Annotated in this window: 18 protein-coding genes; 7 read left to right on the top strand and 11 right to left on the bottom strand. The window is 36.0% G+C overall.

The window, feature by feature from the left end:
* The first annotated feature begins 156 nt into the window (after positions 1-156).
* On the top strand, positions 157-600 hold the full coding sequence (locus tag ACYUCW_RS11230) for a methyltransferase family protein (RefSeq protein ID WP_163748457.1): 444 nt from the start codon (positions 157-159) through the stop codon (positions 598-600).
* 10 nt (positions 601-610) lie between these two features.
* Here ACYUCW_RS11230 and ACYUCW_RS11225 read toward each other — a convergent pair whose 3' ends face one another.
* A complete protein-coding gene (locus ACYUCW_RS11225; RefSeq protein ID WP_004248194.1) occupies positions 611-1588 on the bottom strand; it encodes an endonuclease in 978 nt (325 codons plus the stop codon).
* A 254-nt stretch (positions 1589-1842) separates the two neighbouring features.
* On the opposite strand from ACYUCW_RS11225, the gene ACYUCW_RS11220 reads away from it, so the two are divergent.
* A complete protein-coding gene (locus ACYUCW_RS11220) occupies positions 1843-2025 on the top strand; it encodes a hypothetical protein (protein WP_004248195.1) in 183 nt (60 codons plus the stop codon).
* 5 nt (positions 2026-2030) lie between these two features.
* Here the strand turns inward: ACYUCW_RS11220 and ACYUCW_RS11215 are convergent, their stop codons facing one another.
* From ACYUCW_RS11215 to ACYUCW_RS11195, 5 genes are all read right to left on the bottom strand, one after another.
* Positions 2031-2504 (bottom strand): threonine/serine exporter, encoded by a 474-nt coding sequence (locus ACYUCW_RS11215; RefSeq protein WP_049200898.1) that lies wholly within the window; start codon positions 2502-2504, stop codon positions 2031-2033.
* Entirely contained in the window at positions 2495-3298 is an 804-nt protein-coding gene (locus ACYUCW_RS11210; protein WP_004243198.1) for a threonine/serine exporter family protein, read from the bottom strand. Before ACYUCW_RS11210 ends, ACYUCW_RS11215 begins: the two co-directional genes overlap by 10 nt.
* Before the next feature lie 334 nt (positions 3299-3632).
* Positions 3633-4316, bottom strand: coding sequence for a DUF4435 domain-containing protein (locus tag ACYUCW_RS11205; protein WP_460408606.1), 684 nt, complete (start codon positions 4314-4316; stop codon positions 3633-3635).
* Complete coding sequence (locus tag ACYUCW_RS11200; protein WP_017826953.1) at positions 4303-5397, bottom strand: AAA family ATPase; 1095 nt, start codon at positions 5395-5397, stop codon at positions 4303-4305. Before ACYUCW_RS11200 ends, ACYUCW_RS11205 begins: the two co-directional genes overlap by 14 nt.
* Before the next feature lie 189 nt (positions 5398-5586).
* On the bottom strand, positions 5587-5997 hold the full coding sequence (locus tag ACYUCW_RS11195; RefSeq protein WP_460408605.1) for a hypothetical protein: 411 nt from the start codon (positions 5995-5997) through the stop codon (positions 5587-5589).
* 318 nt (positions 5998-6315) lie between these two features.
* On the opposite strand from ACYUCW_RS11195, the gene ACYUCW_RS11190 reads away from it, so the two are divergent.
* Positions 6316-6987, top strand: coding sequence for a YidX family protein (locus ACYUCW_RS11190; RefSeq protein WP_017628069.1), 672 nt, complete (start codon positions 6316-6318; stop codon positions 6985-6987).
* Between the two features lie 127 nt (positions 6988-7114).
* Here ACYUCW_RS11190 and ACYUCW_RS11185 read toward each other — a convergent pair whose 3' ends face one another.
* The 4 genes from ACYUCW_RS11185 to ACYUCW_RS11170 all read right to left on the bottom strand — a co-directional run bounded on the left by ACYUCW_RS11185 (position 7115) and on the right by ACYUCW_RS11170 (position 9538).
* Entirely contained in the window at positions 7115-7552 is a 438-nt protein-coding gene (locus ACYUCW_RS11185) for a universal stress protein (RefSeq protein ID WP_004243203.1), read from the bottom strand.
* A 66-nt stretch (positions 7553-7618) separates the two neighbouring features.
* Entirely contained in the window at positions 7619-7957 is a 339-nt protein-coding gene (locus ACYUCW_RS11180; protein WP_004243204.1) for a hypothetical protein, read from the bottom strand.
* Between the two features lie 115 nt (positions 7958-8072).
* Positions 8073-8501: a universal stress protein gene (locus ACYUCW_RS11175; RefSeq protein WP_004243205.1), complete on the bottom strand. Its 429-nt coding sequence runs from the start codon at positions 8499-8501 to the stop codon at positions 8073-8075.
* Between the two features lie 146 nt (positions 8502-8647).
* Positions 8648-9538 carry an NAD(P)H-hydrate dehydratase gene (locus ACYUCW_RS11170; RefSeq protein WP_004243206.1) on the bottom strand — a complete coding sequence of 297 codons (891 nt, stop codon included), beginning with the start codon at positions 9536-9538 and terminating at the stop codon, positions 8648-8650.
* A gap of 290 nt (positions 9539-9828) precedes the next feature.
* On the opposite strand from ACYUCW_RS11170, the gene ACYUCW_RS11165 reads away from it, so the two are divergent.
* From ACYUCW_RS11165 to ACYUCW_RS11150, 4 genes are all read left to right on the top strand, one after another.
* Positions 9829-10050, top strand: a complete 222-nt coding sequence (locus tag ACYUCW_RS11165; RefSeq protein ID WP_012367999.1) for a DUF2594 family protein — start codon at positions 9829-9831, stop codon at positions 10048-10050.
* A 278-nt stretch (positions 10051-10328) separates the two neighbouring features.
* On the top strand, positions 10329-10691 hold the full coding sequence (locus tag ACYUCW_RS11160; protein WP_004248202.1) for a hypothetical protein: 363 nt from the start codon (positions 10329-10331) through the stop codon (positions 10689-10691).
* A 217-nt stretch (positions 10692-10908) separates the two neighbouring features.
* Positions 10909-11886, top strand: coding sequence for a porphobilinogen synthase (gene hemB / locus ACYUCW_RS11155; RefSeq protein WP_004243210.1), 978 nt, complete (start codon positions 10909-10911; stop codon positions 11884-11886).
* A 154-nt stretch (positions 11887-12040) separates the two neighbouring features.
* Positions 12041-12505: an HIT family protein gene (locus ACYUCW_RS11150; protein WP_036970736.1), complete on the top strand. Its 465-nt coding sequence runs from the start codon at positions 12041-12043 to the stop codon at positions 12503-12505.
* 146 nt (positions 12506-12651) lie between these two features.
* Here the strand turns inward: ACYUCW_RS11150 and ACYUCW_RS11145 are convergent.
* On the bottom strand, positions 12652-12767 hold a 116-nt coding region (locus ACYUCW_RS11145; RefSeq protein ID WP_185168463.1), incomplete at its 5' end, for a transposase.

The raw sequence follows: 12767 nt of genomic DNA, 5'->3' as shown, positions 1-12767 counted from the left end.
CTGTCATTCATATTCCCCATCATGGAGTTAGAGTGAAAATTAACGAAGCTTTATGACAGTATAATGACAGAACAAAAATTTTTTCAATATTTAAGTCATTAATAACGCGATTAAGTTAACATTTTGCTAACAAAGAGCGCTATTGAGGGGAATAAAATGCGTTTTTTAAAATTACCTTTTATTTATTGGCTGCTACTCAATTGCATCCCATTTATTGGCTTTGAACTACACTCAGGCAATATAAAACCCGGTGTTTTTTTCTATTTAGGTGCCCTAACGATCATCACTTCAGGGATTTGGCTATTTTTCTGCCTTTACTTTTTTATCAAACATAATACATCCCCTAACCCTCACCAGACACCGCGCCAGTTAGTCACCACAGGTCCATATAAAATAAGTAGAAATCCTATGTATCTTGGCTTTCTCGATATTAGTATTGGGCTGTTTTTTATTTTTGGTAACTGGGGATTTTTAGGGGCTGCGCTTGCCTTCTACTTTATTACCGATCGCTATACTATTGTGCAAGAAGAGAAAATATTAAGTGAGCGGTTTCCACAAACGTGGCGACAATATTGCCGCCACGTTCGACGCTGGATATAACAGATCTAGACTAAAGCGCTTTACAGTTATTCGCTAATCGGTAACCCGCTTTAGTTGCTTCATTTTCGGTTTTAAAATATACCGCATTTTTATCTGACATGGTTCTATAACCAGTACAGTGTGAAAAATGATAAATTTTACTATTTAGATTACCTTTGATCTGCCCATCTTGGGAGACTGTGGGCGCTTTAGGCATTTCTATTTTGTCAGTTGTAGGACGATATGTTGCAGTTAATCCTGCACCACTATTTTTATGTCCTAACTGCCACTTCATTTGTCCCGTAACAAAGGGATTATGATGCCCAACAATGTTAGCAATTCGATTATCTCGCTCTCTTTCCCACGGTGTTGGTGGGTAAGCTTTATCCCATGCCATAAAAAGCTGTTGTTGTTGACGTGACATTGAGAGGTTATAACGATCATGTAAGTAGAAATAGACACGTGCAACTTGGCCTTTCACCTCATTACGAGGCTCAAAGGTGCGAGAAGCAAAATCGACCCGACTGCGACACTGGCCATATTGATAAGGCGCTTGAGATGATAATTGACCAAAGCTAAAATTACTGCGATCACCATTCACCTCTCCAATCGAAGGCGCTAGATTATGTAAATCAGCCTCAATTTTGCCAAAAATAGGATCGTTTTTAACACAGTTAGCTCGCCCACCATTTTGCCAGCATTGACGTTGATGACCAAAAACCCAAGCAGGGACGATATGTTCCCATTCAATGCGTGAAGCTCGGGTGGCTTGTGCCCTCACTTGATAACCACAACTGGCTAAATTAACACGTCCCCCCGATTTTCCTACCCACTCCCAATGACAACCACAATACAGCGTACCTTGGTTGTTTTGATTTTGATCATAATAAATGTGTTCTCTGGCTAGCTGTTTTGCTTTAGTGAAATTTTCCGGTGCCTGTGCAGATACATTTAGCGTAATAATAAATAAACCTAACGCTAAAACAATATAGTGTAATATTTTTCTCAAAGTGCTATCTACCTTATACTCTCTTTTATTAAACCTAATAAGATTTATTATTAAATAACCAACTAATAATCTTATTTTTATTTGCGCTTACCATACCTTTTTTATTTATTTGAAGATATCTTTTTAATTCATTTTTTGATGGATTTACTAAAACAATACAAATGAAAAGTGCTAGAAAAAGGCGCTATTCATGTCATTGTGTAAAAACATCTTTGCTATGGTTTAAAGATTGGTATTTTAATGGAATAGATAAAATGAATGAGAATATGCTGAATTTAATGAATGAGCTCGTCGAAATAACCAAAAAGCATGCGAACAATGAAGATGTTAAAGCGCATGCTAATTTAGAATCAGAAAATAAATTAAGAATTCAAATTATTATTTCTGGTAAAAATGAACTGGATATTACATTAAATTCGCTACAACATGCGGTATAAAGCATTTATACACTAGGGCGTTTACGATATAACCACAATCCAGGTAAAGATAGTCCAATAGAAAGAGCACCCACAATAAATGAAGCTTTAAGAAAATTAGTCACTAAAGCTTCAAAAATTTCTTCGCTATAGCCTATTTGAGTTAACTTCACCACTGAGATCATCGCAACATAAGCATTGATCCCAGGAAACATAGGAATAATTGCTGCAACAGTGAAAACTTTTGGATGAGCTAACCACCAGCGTGACCATTGAATACCTATACAACCGACTAGAATAGCGGCACAAAAGCTTGCCCACTCAATATTCATACCACTTATCATTAATACCGTACGAGAGCCATGCCCTATTGCACCTAACAACGCACAATATTTTAATGCACGTAACGGTACATTAAATACCATTGCAAACCCCACCGCAGGTATTGCCGCTAAAATCATATCTTCAATTAGCGTTATAATAATGTTGATTATGCCCAATCTCTTAACTCCCATACTGCCATCGCTAAAATAACTCCTAAGCAGGTAGCAAGTGTTAACATCGTCGCCATCGCCCAGCGTGCGAGTCCTGTATTAACATGACCTTTAAACATATCAGCAACAGCATTAATTAAAGGAAATCCAGGAACTAATAATAGAACGCTCGCGGCCATTGATATAGTGGCAGTAACTTGAAAATAAGGGAGTTTTAGCAATAAACCTGATACTGATGTCGCAACAAATGCCGTAATACAAAAGTTGATTAAAGGATTTACTTGACGATGAGTGAGGAGCTGACGAACCCACATTCCCATTCCTCCCCCCAAAGCAGAGACTAAAAAGCCATCCCAATCACCGCCATTCAATTTGGAAAAACATCCACAAGAAAGTGCAACCATAACAATAATTATCCAACGTGGATAACGTAGTGGTTTGATATGTTCAAAACGTTTCCTTGCTTCATCAATATCCGCGAGATGATGCTCAACTAAAATAACAATGTGCTGAACTTCGGTAACAACATGCATATTGATACCACGATCAACAATTTTTCGTGTTGAGGTTTGGCAATGACCATTAACTATTGTCGTTAATACCACCGCATTGGCTGAAATAGCCGTTTCAACTTGATGAACGCCTAAAGCCAGCCCAAGTCGCGTTGAGAGCTGTTCAACCAACATACTTTCAGCACCATGTTGTAACAACAATAGCGCCGTTTGAATACATAATTTCGTAATTTCACGCTGTTTATCTTGTGAAATGGCATATTCTTCAGCCATTATCTGATTATCCATACTACGCCTTAGTATTTATCAAAAAACGCGCCATAACCAATTGAAAGCTTATCAGTATAGTTCAATCATGACGCTATCGTCTTTCTATACTATTATGAATAATTAAAATATTTAAGGCTGAAAGTAGATCAAAGTTTTCTCTTACTATCATATGATTGTAATAAATATAAAATATAGTGATTATATTTCTCAAATAGTATTGATATTAGTCATCATATGTTGCCAAAGGAAATCAAGATCTTCCGGAATAGGTTGTGAATTAAATAACTGTTTTTTAAGTTCTTTTTCTTTTATATTACCAATATGAGAAATAAGCACAGGATAAACTACATTTTTAAAAAAAATGTTTCCCGTGTATATATTGTTTTAATTGTTGATCTACTGTGCATGCATTTATTTCTTGCTTTTTATCCTTGAGTTTTTCTAATAATTGAGAAGGCTCAAGATATTGATGCCACTTTTGTAAAAATTGTTCAATTTTTACTGTATCATTGCTTGTATTAAGTTCTAATAACGATTCTTTAAATCCCAAACTTCTTAATCCTTCCCATAAAGGATTAATGATTGCCCATACCGCAGCATGATTTCGCCAATTTTCAAGCTGAGTCTCGATATCTTTCCTTAATGTTTCACATCCATTTTCTATGCTATTTTTCTTATTTTCAGGTAATGCAGACCAAATTTCATCAGGAAGAACAAGATAGTTCTCAATACAAAAACGAGGAAGAATGAATAAATTGGGTAATTGTTCTTGTTTTTCCTCAATTTTAGCATTATCCCATTCATCTCTATCGACAATACCAAGCCAATCTTGTTCTTGGGCTAAAATATCCAACACATTTTGTTTCTTGCCCGTGCTAGCAATAACCCAATACTGTTCCCAACTAGGAAACTTTTTTCTTAAAAAAGCGCCAAAAGCTAACTCATCATCACTGCCTTCAACTAATAATACTTTTTTAGTTGAGCTACCTACTTGTTGATCTTTTATTCGATTAATTGTTCCATCAATTTTCGACATTCACCGATCCTTTTAGCAAAGTAAGATCAATACGTGAACCAAATTTTTCATAGCGTTGCCAAACTTCTGTTGAGTGTGACGTTAAAATTAACTGCCCTTTCTTATTAGTCACAATATTTTCGATAGCCGCTAAGAGAGGTGCGATAACAGAAGGATGTAGATGTAGATCAGGTTCATCTATTAATACAATTCCTCCTGGTTTTAGCCAACGTTGGATTGTAAATAACATAATAAGTATTTGATGTTCGCCAGAACTTAACTCATCAAACGTATGTTGCCTTCCATTTGATAAAATAATCTGTTGACGTGTACCTGGAAGAATTTCACTATCAATTCTTTTATCTGAAAAAAAGTAATTTAAACTCTTTATCATGTTAGGATATTCATTAGGCAGTGTCGCTTTTAAATTAAACAGTGAAGTTTCTATTTGCCCATTCCAATCATTAGTCACCGTATAAGTCGCGAGCCATGCTTGGTTAAGATCGTCTGGGTATAATGATTTTCTCGTTGCTGTTGGATTTACCCATTTACGCGCTTCTGCATCTAAATAGACAATATTAGGAATAGATAATTCTGGATCCAATTCATTATAAAGTGATTGAATACGTCTTTTCCCTAAATATTTATAGGTCTCAATCAGATTATCATTATGTTTATTTTCACTAGATGGAAAATATAATTTATTTTTCTTTTTATTATTTGAAATTTCACCTATCCACATTACATCTAAATAGTTTGTTACTACTTGGGAAAAAAAATCATCTGAACCATAAAAAAGTCCAATTTTAATCTTATCATCAGAAGAAAGATTAAAATCTTCAAAAATAATAGCGATCCCTCCCCAACGTTCTAACCATTTTCGTGTATTGCTCGCTGGAGCTAACGGTTGTTCAGTACTTAGCCAAATACCTAATGCTTCCCATAAAATAGCTATGCCCCGTAATAAAGTCGATTTACCACAACCATTATTACCGGTAAATAAAACTTGAGCTTCAATCTCATTAGACCAATCATCTTCTAACTTAATAACACCATCAGCTAATGGTCCTACAGATTGTGTATAAATTGAACTAATTCTCATTGGAATGCCCTGAAATGTTTACTTTAATAGCTAAAATACCATCTCTTTATTCTCGCGTCTTTACCTCTTTCACACAACGATAAAATATTCTCTTTCTATTGTTAACTTACATCATCAATATGACTATTACGCTTTCAAATTAGTATAAAAGCACCTTAGGATGCTTTTATACCTAACTTAAATTATTCATTATTTATTACCCAGAAGTTTATTAGCTTGAGCATAAGCCCCATCAAGGGTTTCTTCAACAAAGATAGGTACACCGTACACCGCAGAAACAACGGGAGATAACTGCATCAGTTGCTCTTTATCATTTATTTGTTGATTGACGGTCATGATCATTCCAGCACAATATTGACTTAATGGCATTTTCCCTGTTTTCAGCCAGCGTCTAACGGCTTTCATGCCCTCCATATCCTCTTGTTCATTTTTCTTGTTGATAGATGGGTAAACCAATACAAAGTTTTGTTTTTGAGCAAGCACTAAGTCCATTTCAGCAATCCAGTTATTAGCATGCTCTAACGTTTCTGGGAAAACCTGCATGGTAATAATGGGAAATTGGTCAACAGACATTATTGTAAAATTGTTATTATTCAACATATTGTTATCTCTCAGTCATTATCTTCACTTTAGATTAGAATAATTATCATTTACATTCAATAAAAAGGCTCTTTATTAGTGCACTGATCGCATTAATAGACAATTTTTGTCAGCAATAAATTTCTATCGACTTATATTATATTTATTCTTTTAATATATAAAACACTATAATTATTTTATATATTCTTTATAATTATTTTATTTTTAATAAATAAGCTATTCATAAAATGACCACTTTATAAATTTGAAAATATATTTAAAGTCATTTAAAGATTATCATGACAGAATTCATTAATTTATAACTAAGAGAAAATTAATATGGTAAGTTTTTTGAGAACAAAGTCCGCTGTCTTATTATCAATAGTTATTTTTCCTATTTTCTTTTTATTATCAGGCTGTTTTTCATTCGGGTTAATGTTATCAACTAAAAATGATAATGGTTATCATCGTTCTCATTGGAAAGGCGATTCAATTACCGCACTCTCTCTAGCAAAAGATAGTAACGGTACTAGCGGATGGGTATTTATTGGTGATCATTTTGATTATTTATTAATAAGAGGTGGAGATAACGCAGTAAATATTTTAAGAGATCCTCTTATCCACCATGATAAATTGAGCGTAGAAAATCCAGTTGAATTTATTATTGATAATCAAAAGAAGCAATTTAATGGGAAAATTAAAATAAATTATAACTGGGTAACTCAAACCGATAAAGAAGCAGCACTAACTTACGGTTTTATATGTAAAAAAGATATAAACACCTGTTCACTAAAAATAGATAATTTACTTGGAACAGTTCATCAAAAAAATAAAGAACAAAAAAATGAGTATTTACTACCTTTTAACCATCCCTTTAATGTTGAATTCTACCAATACAAAGAAAATCTTATTGGTGCCAGCACACCAAGAATATTATTACCCGTTACTTTGGCGCTAGATATAGTCACATCTCCTTTACAATTGCTGATGATCCCAATACTAAGCAAGTAGTATCGATAAAATAATTTATTATCAAACACTAAATATTCTAGTTTGATTAATAAGGAGATAGCGTTATCTCTATCTCCTTTTATACCATATTATACTATGATGTTAGCCTATTTCATCGCTTATAGGATTAACGCACAACCAACACAGATTGTTTGGCGTAAGCCACAATTCCTGATGCATTAGAGCCTAATAAATGAGTTGAAATGCTAGGACGACGAGAGCCAACGACAATTAAATCCGCTTTAATTTTTTCTGCCAGCTCTAACACTTTATCTCTTGCTGAGCCAAATGCGGCAGAGAAATCAACTTGCTCTTTAGGTAAATCTACAGAATTAGCTAATTCTTGCAGTTGTTCTTGAACTCGTTCAATCGCTTTATTAGCAAAAGAGCTTAACATATCATAATGGTAGCTATAACTAATTGAAAAACGTGAAACATCAGGAATAGCATGAAACAAATGGATCTTAGCCCCTTCAAGCTTTGCAATATAAACAGCGTGTTGTAAAGCCTTTTCGGTTAATTCATCTTCTGAAATATCCACGGGCACTAGAATTGTCTTATACATAGCAACTCCTCATTATTAATTATCGTCTGTTTGTTATTTTGATTTTTTCAACCAACAGTATGATTGCTAATCCTCTTCAAGATGCCATTTATGTAATTGTCGATGAATAAAAGGGGTCACCACTAATCCAATCGATAAAATAAAAACACACTGAAGAAACAAACCATAAATCGCAATAAAAAAACGCCCTGTTGGTGTTGCAGGCGCAGGCTCTACCGGTTGACCACTTAACATTGATATTGCGTTTAATGAGGACTCCATAAAAGTATGTCCTTCAATAAAATAGAACCCTAGCACGCCCGGTAATAATCCTAAAAAAAAGAATACAGTACCTATTATATAGTAGCGTAGAATACGTAGAATAAAATGGTCGAGCCTTAAAAGTTCTTGTGTAAATTTTTCCATCCCATTGACTCTATTAATGCGCAACCCAATGAAAATAATTTAATAATGGTAAAATAGATAATTTAAAAGAGAAAAAATAGGTTATGAAACCTCATAACCTATTAGCATGTGTCAATTAACGAACCACTAACACAGAAATATCTGCATAACGAACAACGCCTGCGGCCGTAGAGCCTAATAAATGTGTGCTAATGTTGGGTCTGCGAGAGCCGATAACAATTAAATCTGCTTGAATATCTTTTGCTGTCGTTAAAATTTCATCACGGGGAGAGCCAAAAGTGACAGTGTAAGCCACTTTTTCAGCAGGCAGATCCACCGAATCCACCAGCATTTGCATATCATTTTCGGCTTTTACTGTCGCTTTGTCTTTAATTTCGGGATAACCCAGTGAATAAGCATTAATAATGGCTGAAGAGATAGGAAGCACATGGATAAGATGTAAATTAGCTCCTGTTTCTTTGGCTAAATAAACCGCATGGCGTACTGCTTTACTGGTTAACTCTTCTTCTACAATATCGATAGGCACTAAAATTGTTTTATACATAATAACTCCTCTCAACTCTCCATTTGCCTTAATAGTATCGCAATAACCTCAAGATTACTGTGAGTCAATTAACTAAAACCAACCTAATATCAATTATCAATCGGCTTTAAGTATTAATGAGTTACTACAAAAAATAAACTACTCAGTTAAAATAAATCAGTGCTGTGCTGTTGGTGGGTTGCCCACATTTGGTTGCGAACCGCACGGATGGTATCAATAAGCTCTGATGCGGTTAATCCTATTGGCCCTATTCCTTGTTTTATTAATTGGTCTGCGGCTATACCATGTATCCATACGGCACTCGGCACAGCCTCTGCGATTGGCATACCTTGTGCTAAAAAACTTGCCATGACACCGGTTAATACATCACCGCTCCCTGCTGTCGATAATCCACTGTTCCCTGTTGTATTTACTGTGATATCTCCTTGAGGTGAAGCAATCACCGTTCCTTGTCCTTTCACTATGGCCCAGCAATGATATTGGCGTGTAATTTCTATTGCAGCTTGTTGACGGTTATTTTGAATATCAGCAACATCACAATGAAGTAAAGTTGCGGCCTCTTTCGGATGGGGTGTTAATACACAATTAGCGGTTAACTTAGTGTTAATATGCGATAAGTTTAATTGAGCCAATAACACCAGCGCATCGGCATCAAAAACATAAGGTATTTTCTCGTTACGTTGTGCTAGTACTGTAGTCAGCAATTGTTCCGAATCAGAGGAGAGCCCTAAACCGCAGCCAATCGCCCATGCTGATATTTGTGGTTGCTCTAATAATGTTATGGCTGTTTGTAGCATCAGTTCGGGTGCACTATCAATAAAAGGCAGTGGCAATTGTGGTTGTGCAAAGCCCAAAAAGACTTTACCACACCCTGCTTTAAGCGCACTTTTTCCCGCCAAAACAATCGCACCACTCATGCCTTCTGAGCTGCCGATAATGGCTAATGTACCAAAAGTGCCTTTATGTGTATTTCCCATATTTCGCTGAGCGAGTGCAGGATAGTGAGATATTGCTTGTAATAGTTGCTCTCTGTTCATCTATTATTCCTCATATTCCTCACCTTTTATTGCTGAGTGTTTATTTTTATATCAAACCGCATTAAACGGTAATGGCTAATTTAAAGTATAGCGTGATATCGATGACATAATCATAATAAGAGTGTACTAGCGGAAATGATTCCTTATCTACTATTTGTTTATTCGTTTTATTCATTTATTTCTTTTATGGGCGATAAGAAAAGCTATTCATACCAGATGAATACAATGTTATTCTGTTACTAGGCATTATTTTTAGGTTAATAAACAAACGATATAAAGGGAAATTCACCATGAATGAGAAGTTTAAAACACAAGCAGATGTTGAAACATTAGCGCAAGAAGTTGCATGCCTAAAAACGCTTGTGACTTATATGTTAAAAGCATTAGGTCAAGCAGATGCTGGACGCGTTATCTTAAATATTGAGCGAGCTATTTCCGAAGTTGCTGATGAACAACAAGCAGAAACCTTCCGCAACACATTAAACCAAATTAAAACAGCTTATCGTCAATAATGATATTGACGTCATCAAAGTGCAATTGCGCATGATTTTAATTTATTGTCGCTTCTTTTTGTGCTGCACAAATAAGCAAAAAGTAAATCTGAAAAGTCTATATACTTAATTCCGAAATAAACCATTCTTTATTCATTTAACTGCCCCTCTATTGTTATAGAGGGGATTTTTTTATCTGTAATAAATAACTAATGTTAATCCTATTCTGATTTAACGCTATATGGGTTTATATGTTACACTTACAGTGTACGCACCAAAAATAAACCATGAGGCTTATAATGAAACCACTTCTGTTATCCCTGCTTTTACTTCCTGCTGTTGCATTTGCTAACCCAAGTAAAATGGCTGAAGATTATTGCAATACATTCAAAGATATCTCAGTAAAAGCTTATGATACTAATGAAGCACCTGAGAAAATCGCCAAAGACGCATTAGCAACATTGAAATCTCAAAACTTTGATTTTGCAAAACTAGATGCAACGGAAGCTGATTTTTCTAATGGCACCGTTGAAGTTGTTAAATCTTTACGTGATGCAAAAGCAGAAATTGGTTCACGTGAAGAGTTCCAAGAAGGCTTAACACAAATTGTTGCGGCATGTAAAATTCAAATGGATTCTGTTTTACAAGAGCAGAAAAAATAATCCATTGACTGCCTTAAATGATTAAGCGCAGAGTCCAAGGAGCAGAAATAATCCTGCTCTTTTTTTATTAAAACTCCCCTATTTCATTTCTTACGTTTAACCCTGCTAACTTTTCCCTGCCGCTATTTATTGTGCATGATAGTATCCATCTATTGCGATTAAGGTTTATAATACTTTAGTAAATAATCATTAGAACTGGCCATAACAAGGAGATATTGTGAGCAACGAACAATCCATCCAGCGATTAAGAAGACTACGCCAGTCAGAGAACCTGCGCGCGCTGTTTCAAGAAACGACACTCAGCAAAAATGATCTAGCCCTACCTATTTTCGTTGAAGAAGGCTTAGAGGATTATCAGCCGATCAAAAGTATGCCAGGTGTGGTACGTATTCCTGAAAAACGCCTTGCTTATGAAATTGAGCGTATCGCTAAAGCGGGTATCAAAACGGTCATGACCTTTGGTGTCTCACACCATCTTGATGAAACAGGTAGCGATGCTTGGAAAAGCGACGGTCTAGTTTCTCGCATGTCTCGTATTTGTAAAGATGCTGTACCAGAAATGATTGTTATGTCAGATACTTGTTTCTGTGAATATACTTCACACGGACACTGTGGCGTTTTACATGGTGAACATGTCGATAATGATGAAACTATCCATAATTTAGGTCTACAGGCGGTTGCCGCCGCACAAGCTGGTGCTGATTTTATTGCTCCCTCTGCCGCAATGGATGGTCAAGTTGCCGCTATTCGTGCTGCCTTAGATAAAGCAGGATTTACCGATACCGGTATTGTTTCCTACTCAACTAAATTTGCCTCTGCATTATATGGTCCATTCCGTGATGCTGCTGGCTCTCGCTTAATTGGTGATCGTAAAACATATCAAATGAATCCGATGAATCGTCGGGAAGCTATCCGCGAATCATTGATTGATGAGCAAGAAGGTGCGGATATGTTAATGGTTAAGCCTGCTGGTGCTTATTTAGATATTATTCGTGATGTTCGTGAACGTACACTATTACCGTTAGCAGCCTACCAAATTAGTGGGGAGTATGCGCAAATCAAATTTGCTGCATTAGCGGGTGCTATCGATGAAGATCGCGTGGTAATGGAAACACTAGGCTCCATTAAACGCGCAGGTGCTGATTTAATTCTCTCTTACTTTGCGCTTGATTTAGCAGAAAGAAATCTACTTTAATCACCCTTGTATCTAGATGACAAGTGAATAGATCACTAGGAATCTTCAGTATATGACTAACCCCACCACTAAAAACATGGCGGTTAGATACGCTAAATACTTCAAGTTATAACGATAATTTGAAGTATTTTTCACCCTATATTATGAGGCGACTATGGATAACTGTATTTTCTGTCAAATTGTAGCGGGAAAAGCACCTTGCCATAAAATTTGGGAGGACGAACATCATCTTGCGTTTCTTTCAATCTTCCCTAATACCAAGGGTTTTACGGTTGTTATTCCGAAAAAACACTATCCAAGTTATGCTTTTGATTTAAGCGATGAAGCCTTAGCGTTATTGATCATCGCCACTAAAAAAGTGGCAAAAATCCTAGATAAAACATTCCCAGATGTGTCACGCACGGGGATGTTTTTTGAAGGTTTTGGCGTTGATCATGTTCATAGCAAACTCAGCCCAATGCACGGTACGGGTGATATGTCAAAATGGGCGCCCATTGAAAACAAACAAAAGGTTTTCTTTGATAACTACCCCGGCTATCTTTCATCTCATGATTTTGAGCGCGCAAATGATGAGGAATTAGCGCAATTAGCTGCGCTTATTCGCCAAAATAGTCAGTAATTGATCCAGCCATAATAAACTAATAGCAATAACGGATAAGCATTTATTACTTATCCGTTATTAGTTAATATTGCACAATTATTCTTTATCCAAAGCACCGTAAAACCCCGTCCTTCAGGTCGGGGATATAAGGCGCGGTTTTTTAACTAACTAGGTGTTTCCTGTTGCTCTATGTACTGGCGGATAATGGATATTGGTGCGCCACCACAACTCCCCGCGAAATAACTCGGCGACCAAAGAACCCCCTTGTAGTAATCACGTT

Source organism: Proteus sp. MB838, assembly GCF_054767435.1.
The sequence above is the reverse complement of the archived record's forward strand: the minus strand, read 5'-3'. Positions and strand labels throughout refer to the sequence as shown.

Bases quoted from the DNA above. Each gene is read 5' to 3' on its own strand.
- ACYUCW_RS11230 (WP_163748457.1), top strand. From the start codon at position 157: ATGCGTTTTTTAAAATTACCTTTTATTTATTGGCTGCTACTCAATTGC.
- ACYUCW_RS11220 (WP_004248195.1), top strand. From the start codon at position 1,843: ATGAATGAGAATATGCTGAATTTAATGAATGAGCTCGTCGAAATAACC.
- ACYUCW_RS11210 (WP_004243198.1), bottom strand. From the start codon at position 3,298: ATGGATAATCAGATAATGGCTGAAGAATATGCCATTTCACAAGATAAA.
- ACYUCW_RS11205 (WP_460408606.1), bottom strand. From the start codon at position 4,316: ATGTCGAAAATTGATGGAACAATTAATCGAATAAAAGATCAACAAGTA.
- ACYUCW_RS11200 (WP_017826953.1), bottom strand. From the start codon at position 5,397: ATGAGAATTAGTTCAATTTATACACAATCTGTAGGACCATTAGCTGAT.
- ACYUCW_RS11195 (WP_460408605.1), bottom strand. From the start codon at position 5,997: ATGTTGAATAATAACAATTTTACAATAATGTCTGTTGACCAATTTCCC.
- ACYUCW_RS11190 (WP_017628069.1), top strand. From the start codon at position 6,316: ATGGTAAGTTTTTTGAGAACAAAGTCCGCTGTCTTATTATCAATAGTT.
- ACYUCW_RS11185 (WP_004243203.1), bottom strand. From the start codon at position 7,552: ATGTATAAGACAATTCTAGTGCCCGTGGATATTTCAGAAGATGAATTA.
- ACYUCW_RS11180 (WP_004243204.1), bottom strand. From the start codon at position 7,957: ATGGAAAAATTTACACAAGAACTTTTAAGGCTCGACCATTTTATTCTA.
- ACYUCW_RS11175 (WP_004243205.1), bottom strand. From the start codon at position 8,501: ATGTATAAAACAATTTTAGTGCCTATCGATATTGTAGAAGAAGAGTTA.
- ACYUCW_RS11170 (WP_004243206.1), bottom strand. From the start codon at position 9,538: ATGAACAGAGAGCAACTATTACAAGCAATATCTCACTATCCTGCACTC.
- ACYUCW_RS11165 (WP_012367999.1), top strand. From the start codon at position 9,829: ATGAATGAGAAGTTTAAAACACAAGCAGATGTTGAAACATTAGCGCAA.
- ACYUCW_RS11160 (WP_004248202.1), top strand. From the start codon at position 10,329: ATGAAACCACTTCTGTTATCCCTGCTTTTACTTCCTGCTGTTGCATTT.
- ACYUCW_RS11150 (WP_036970736.1), top strand. From the start codon at position 12,041: ATGGATAACTGTATTTTCTGTCAAATTGTAGCGGGAAAAGCACCTTGC.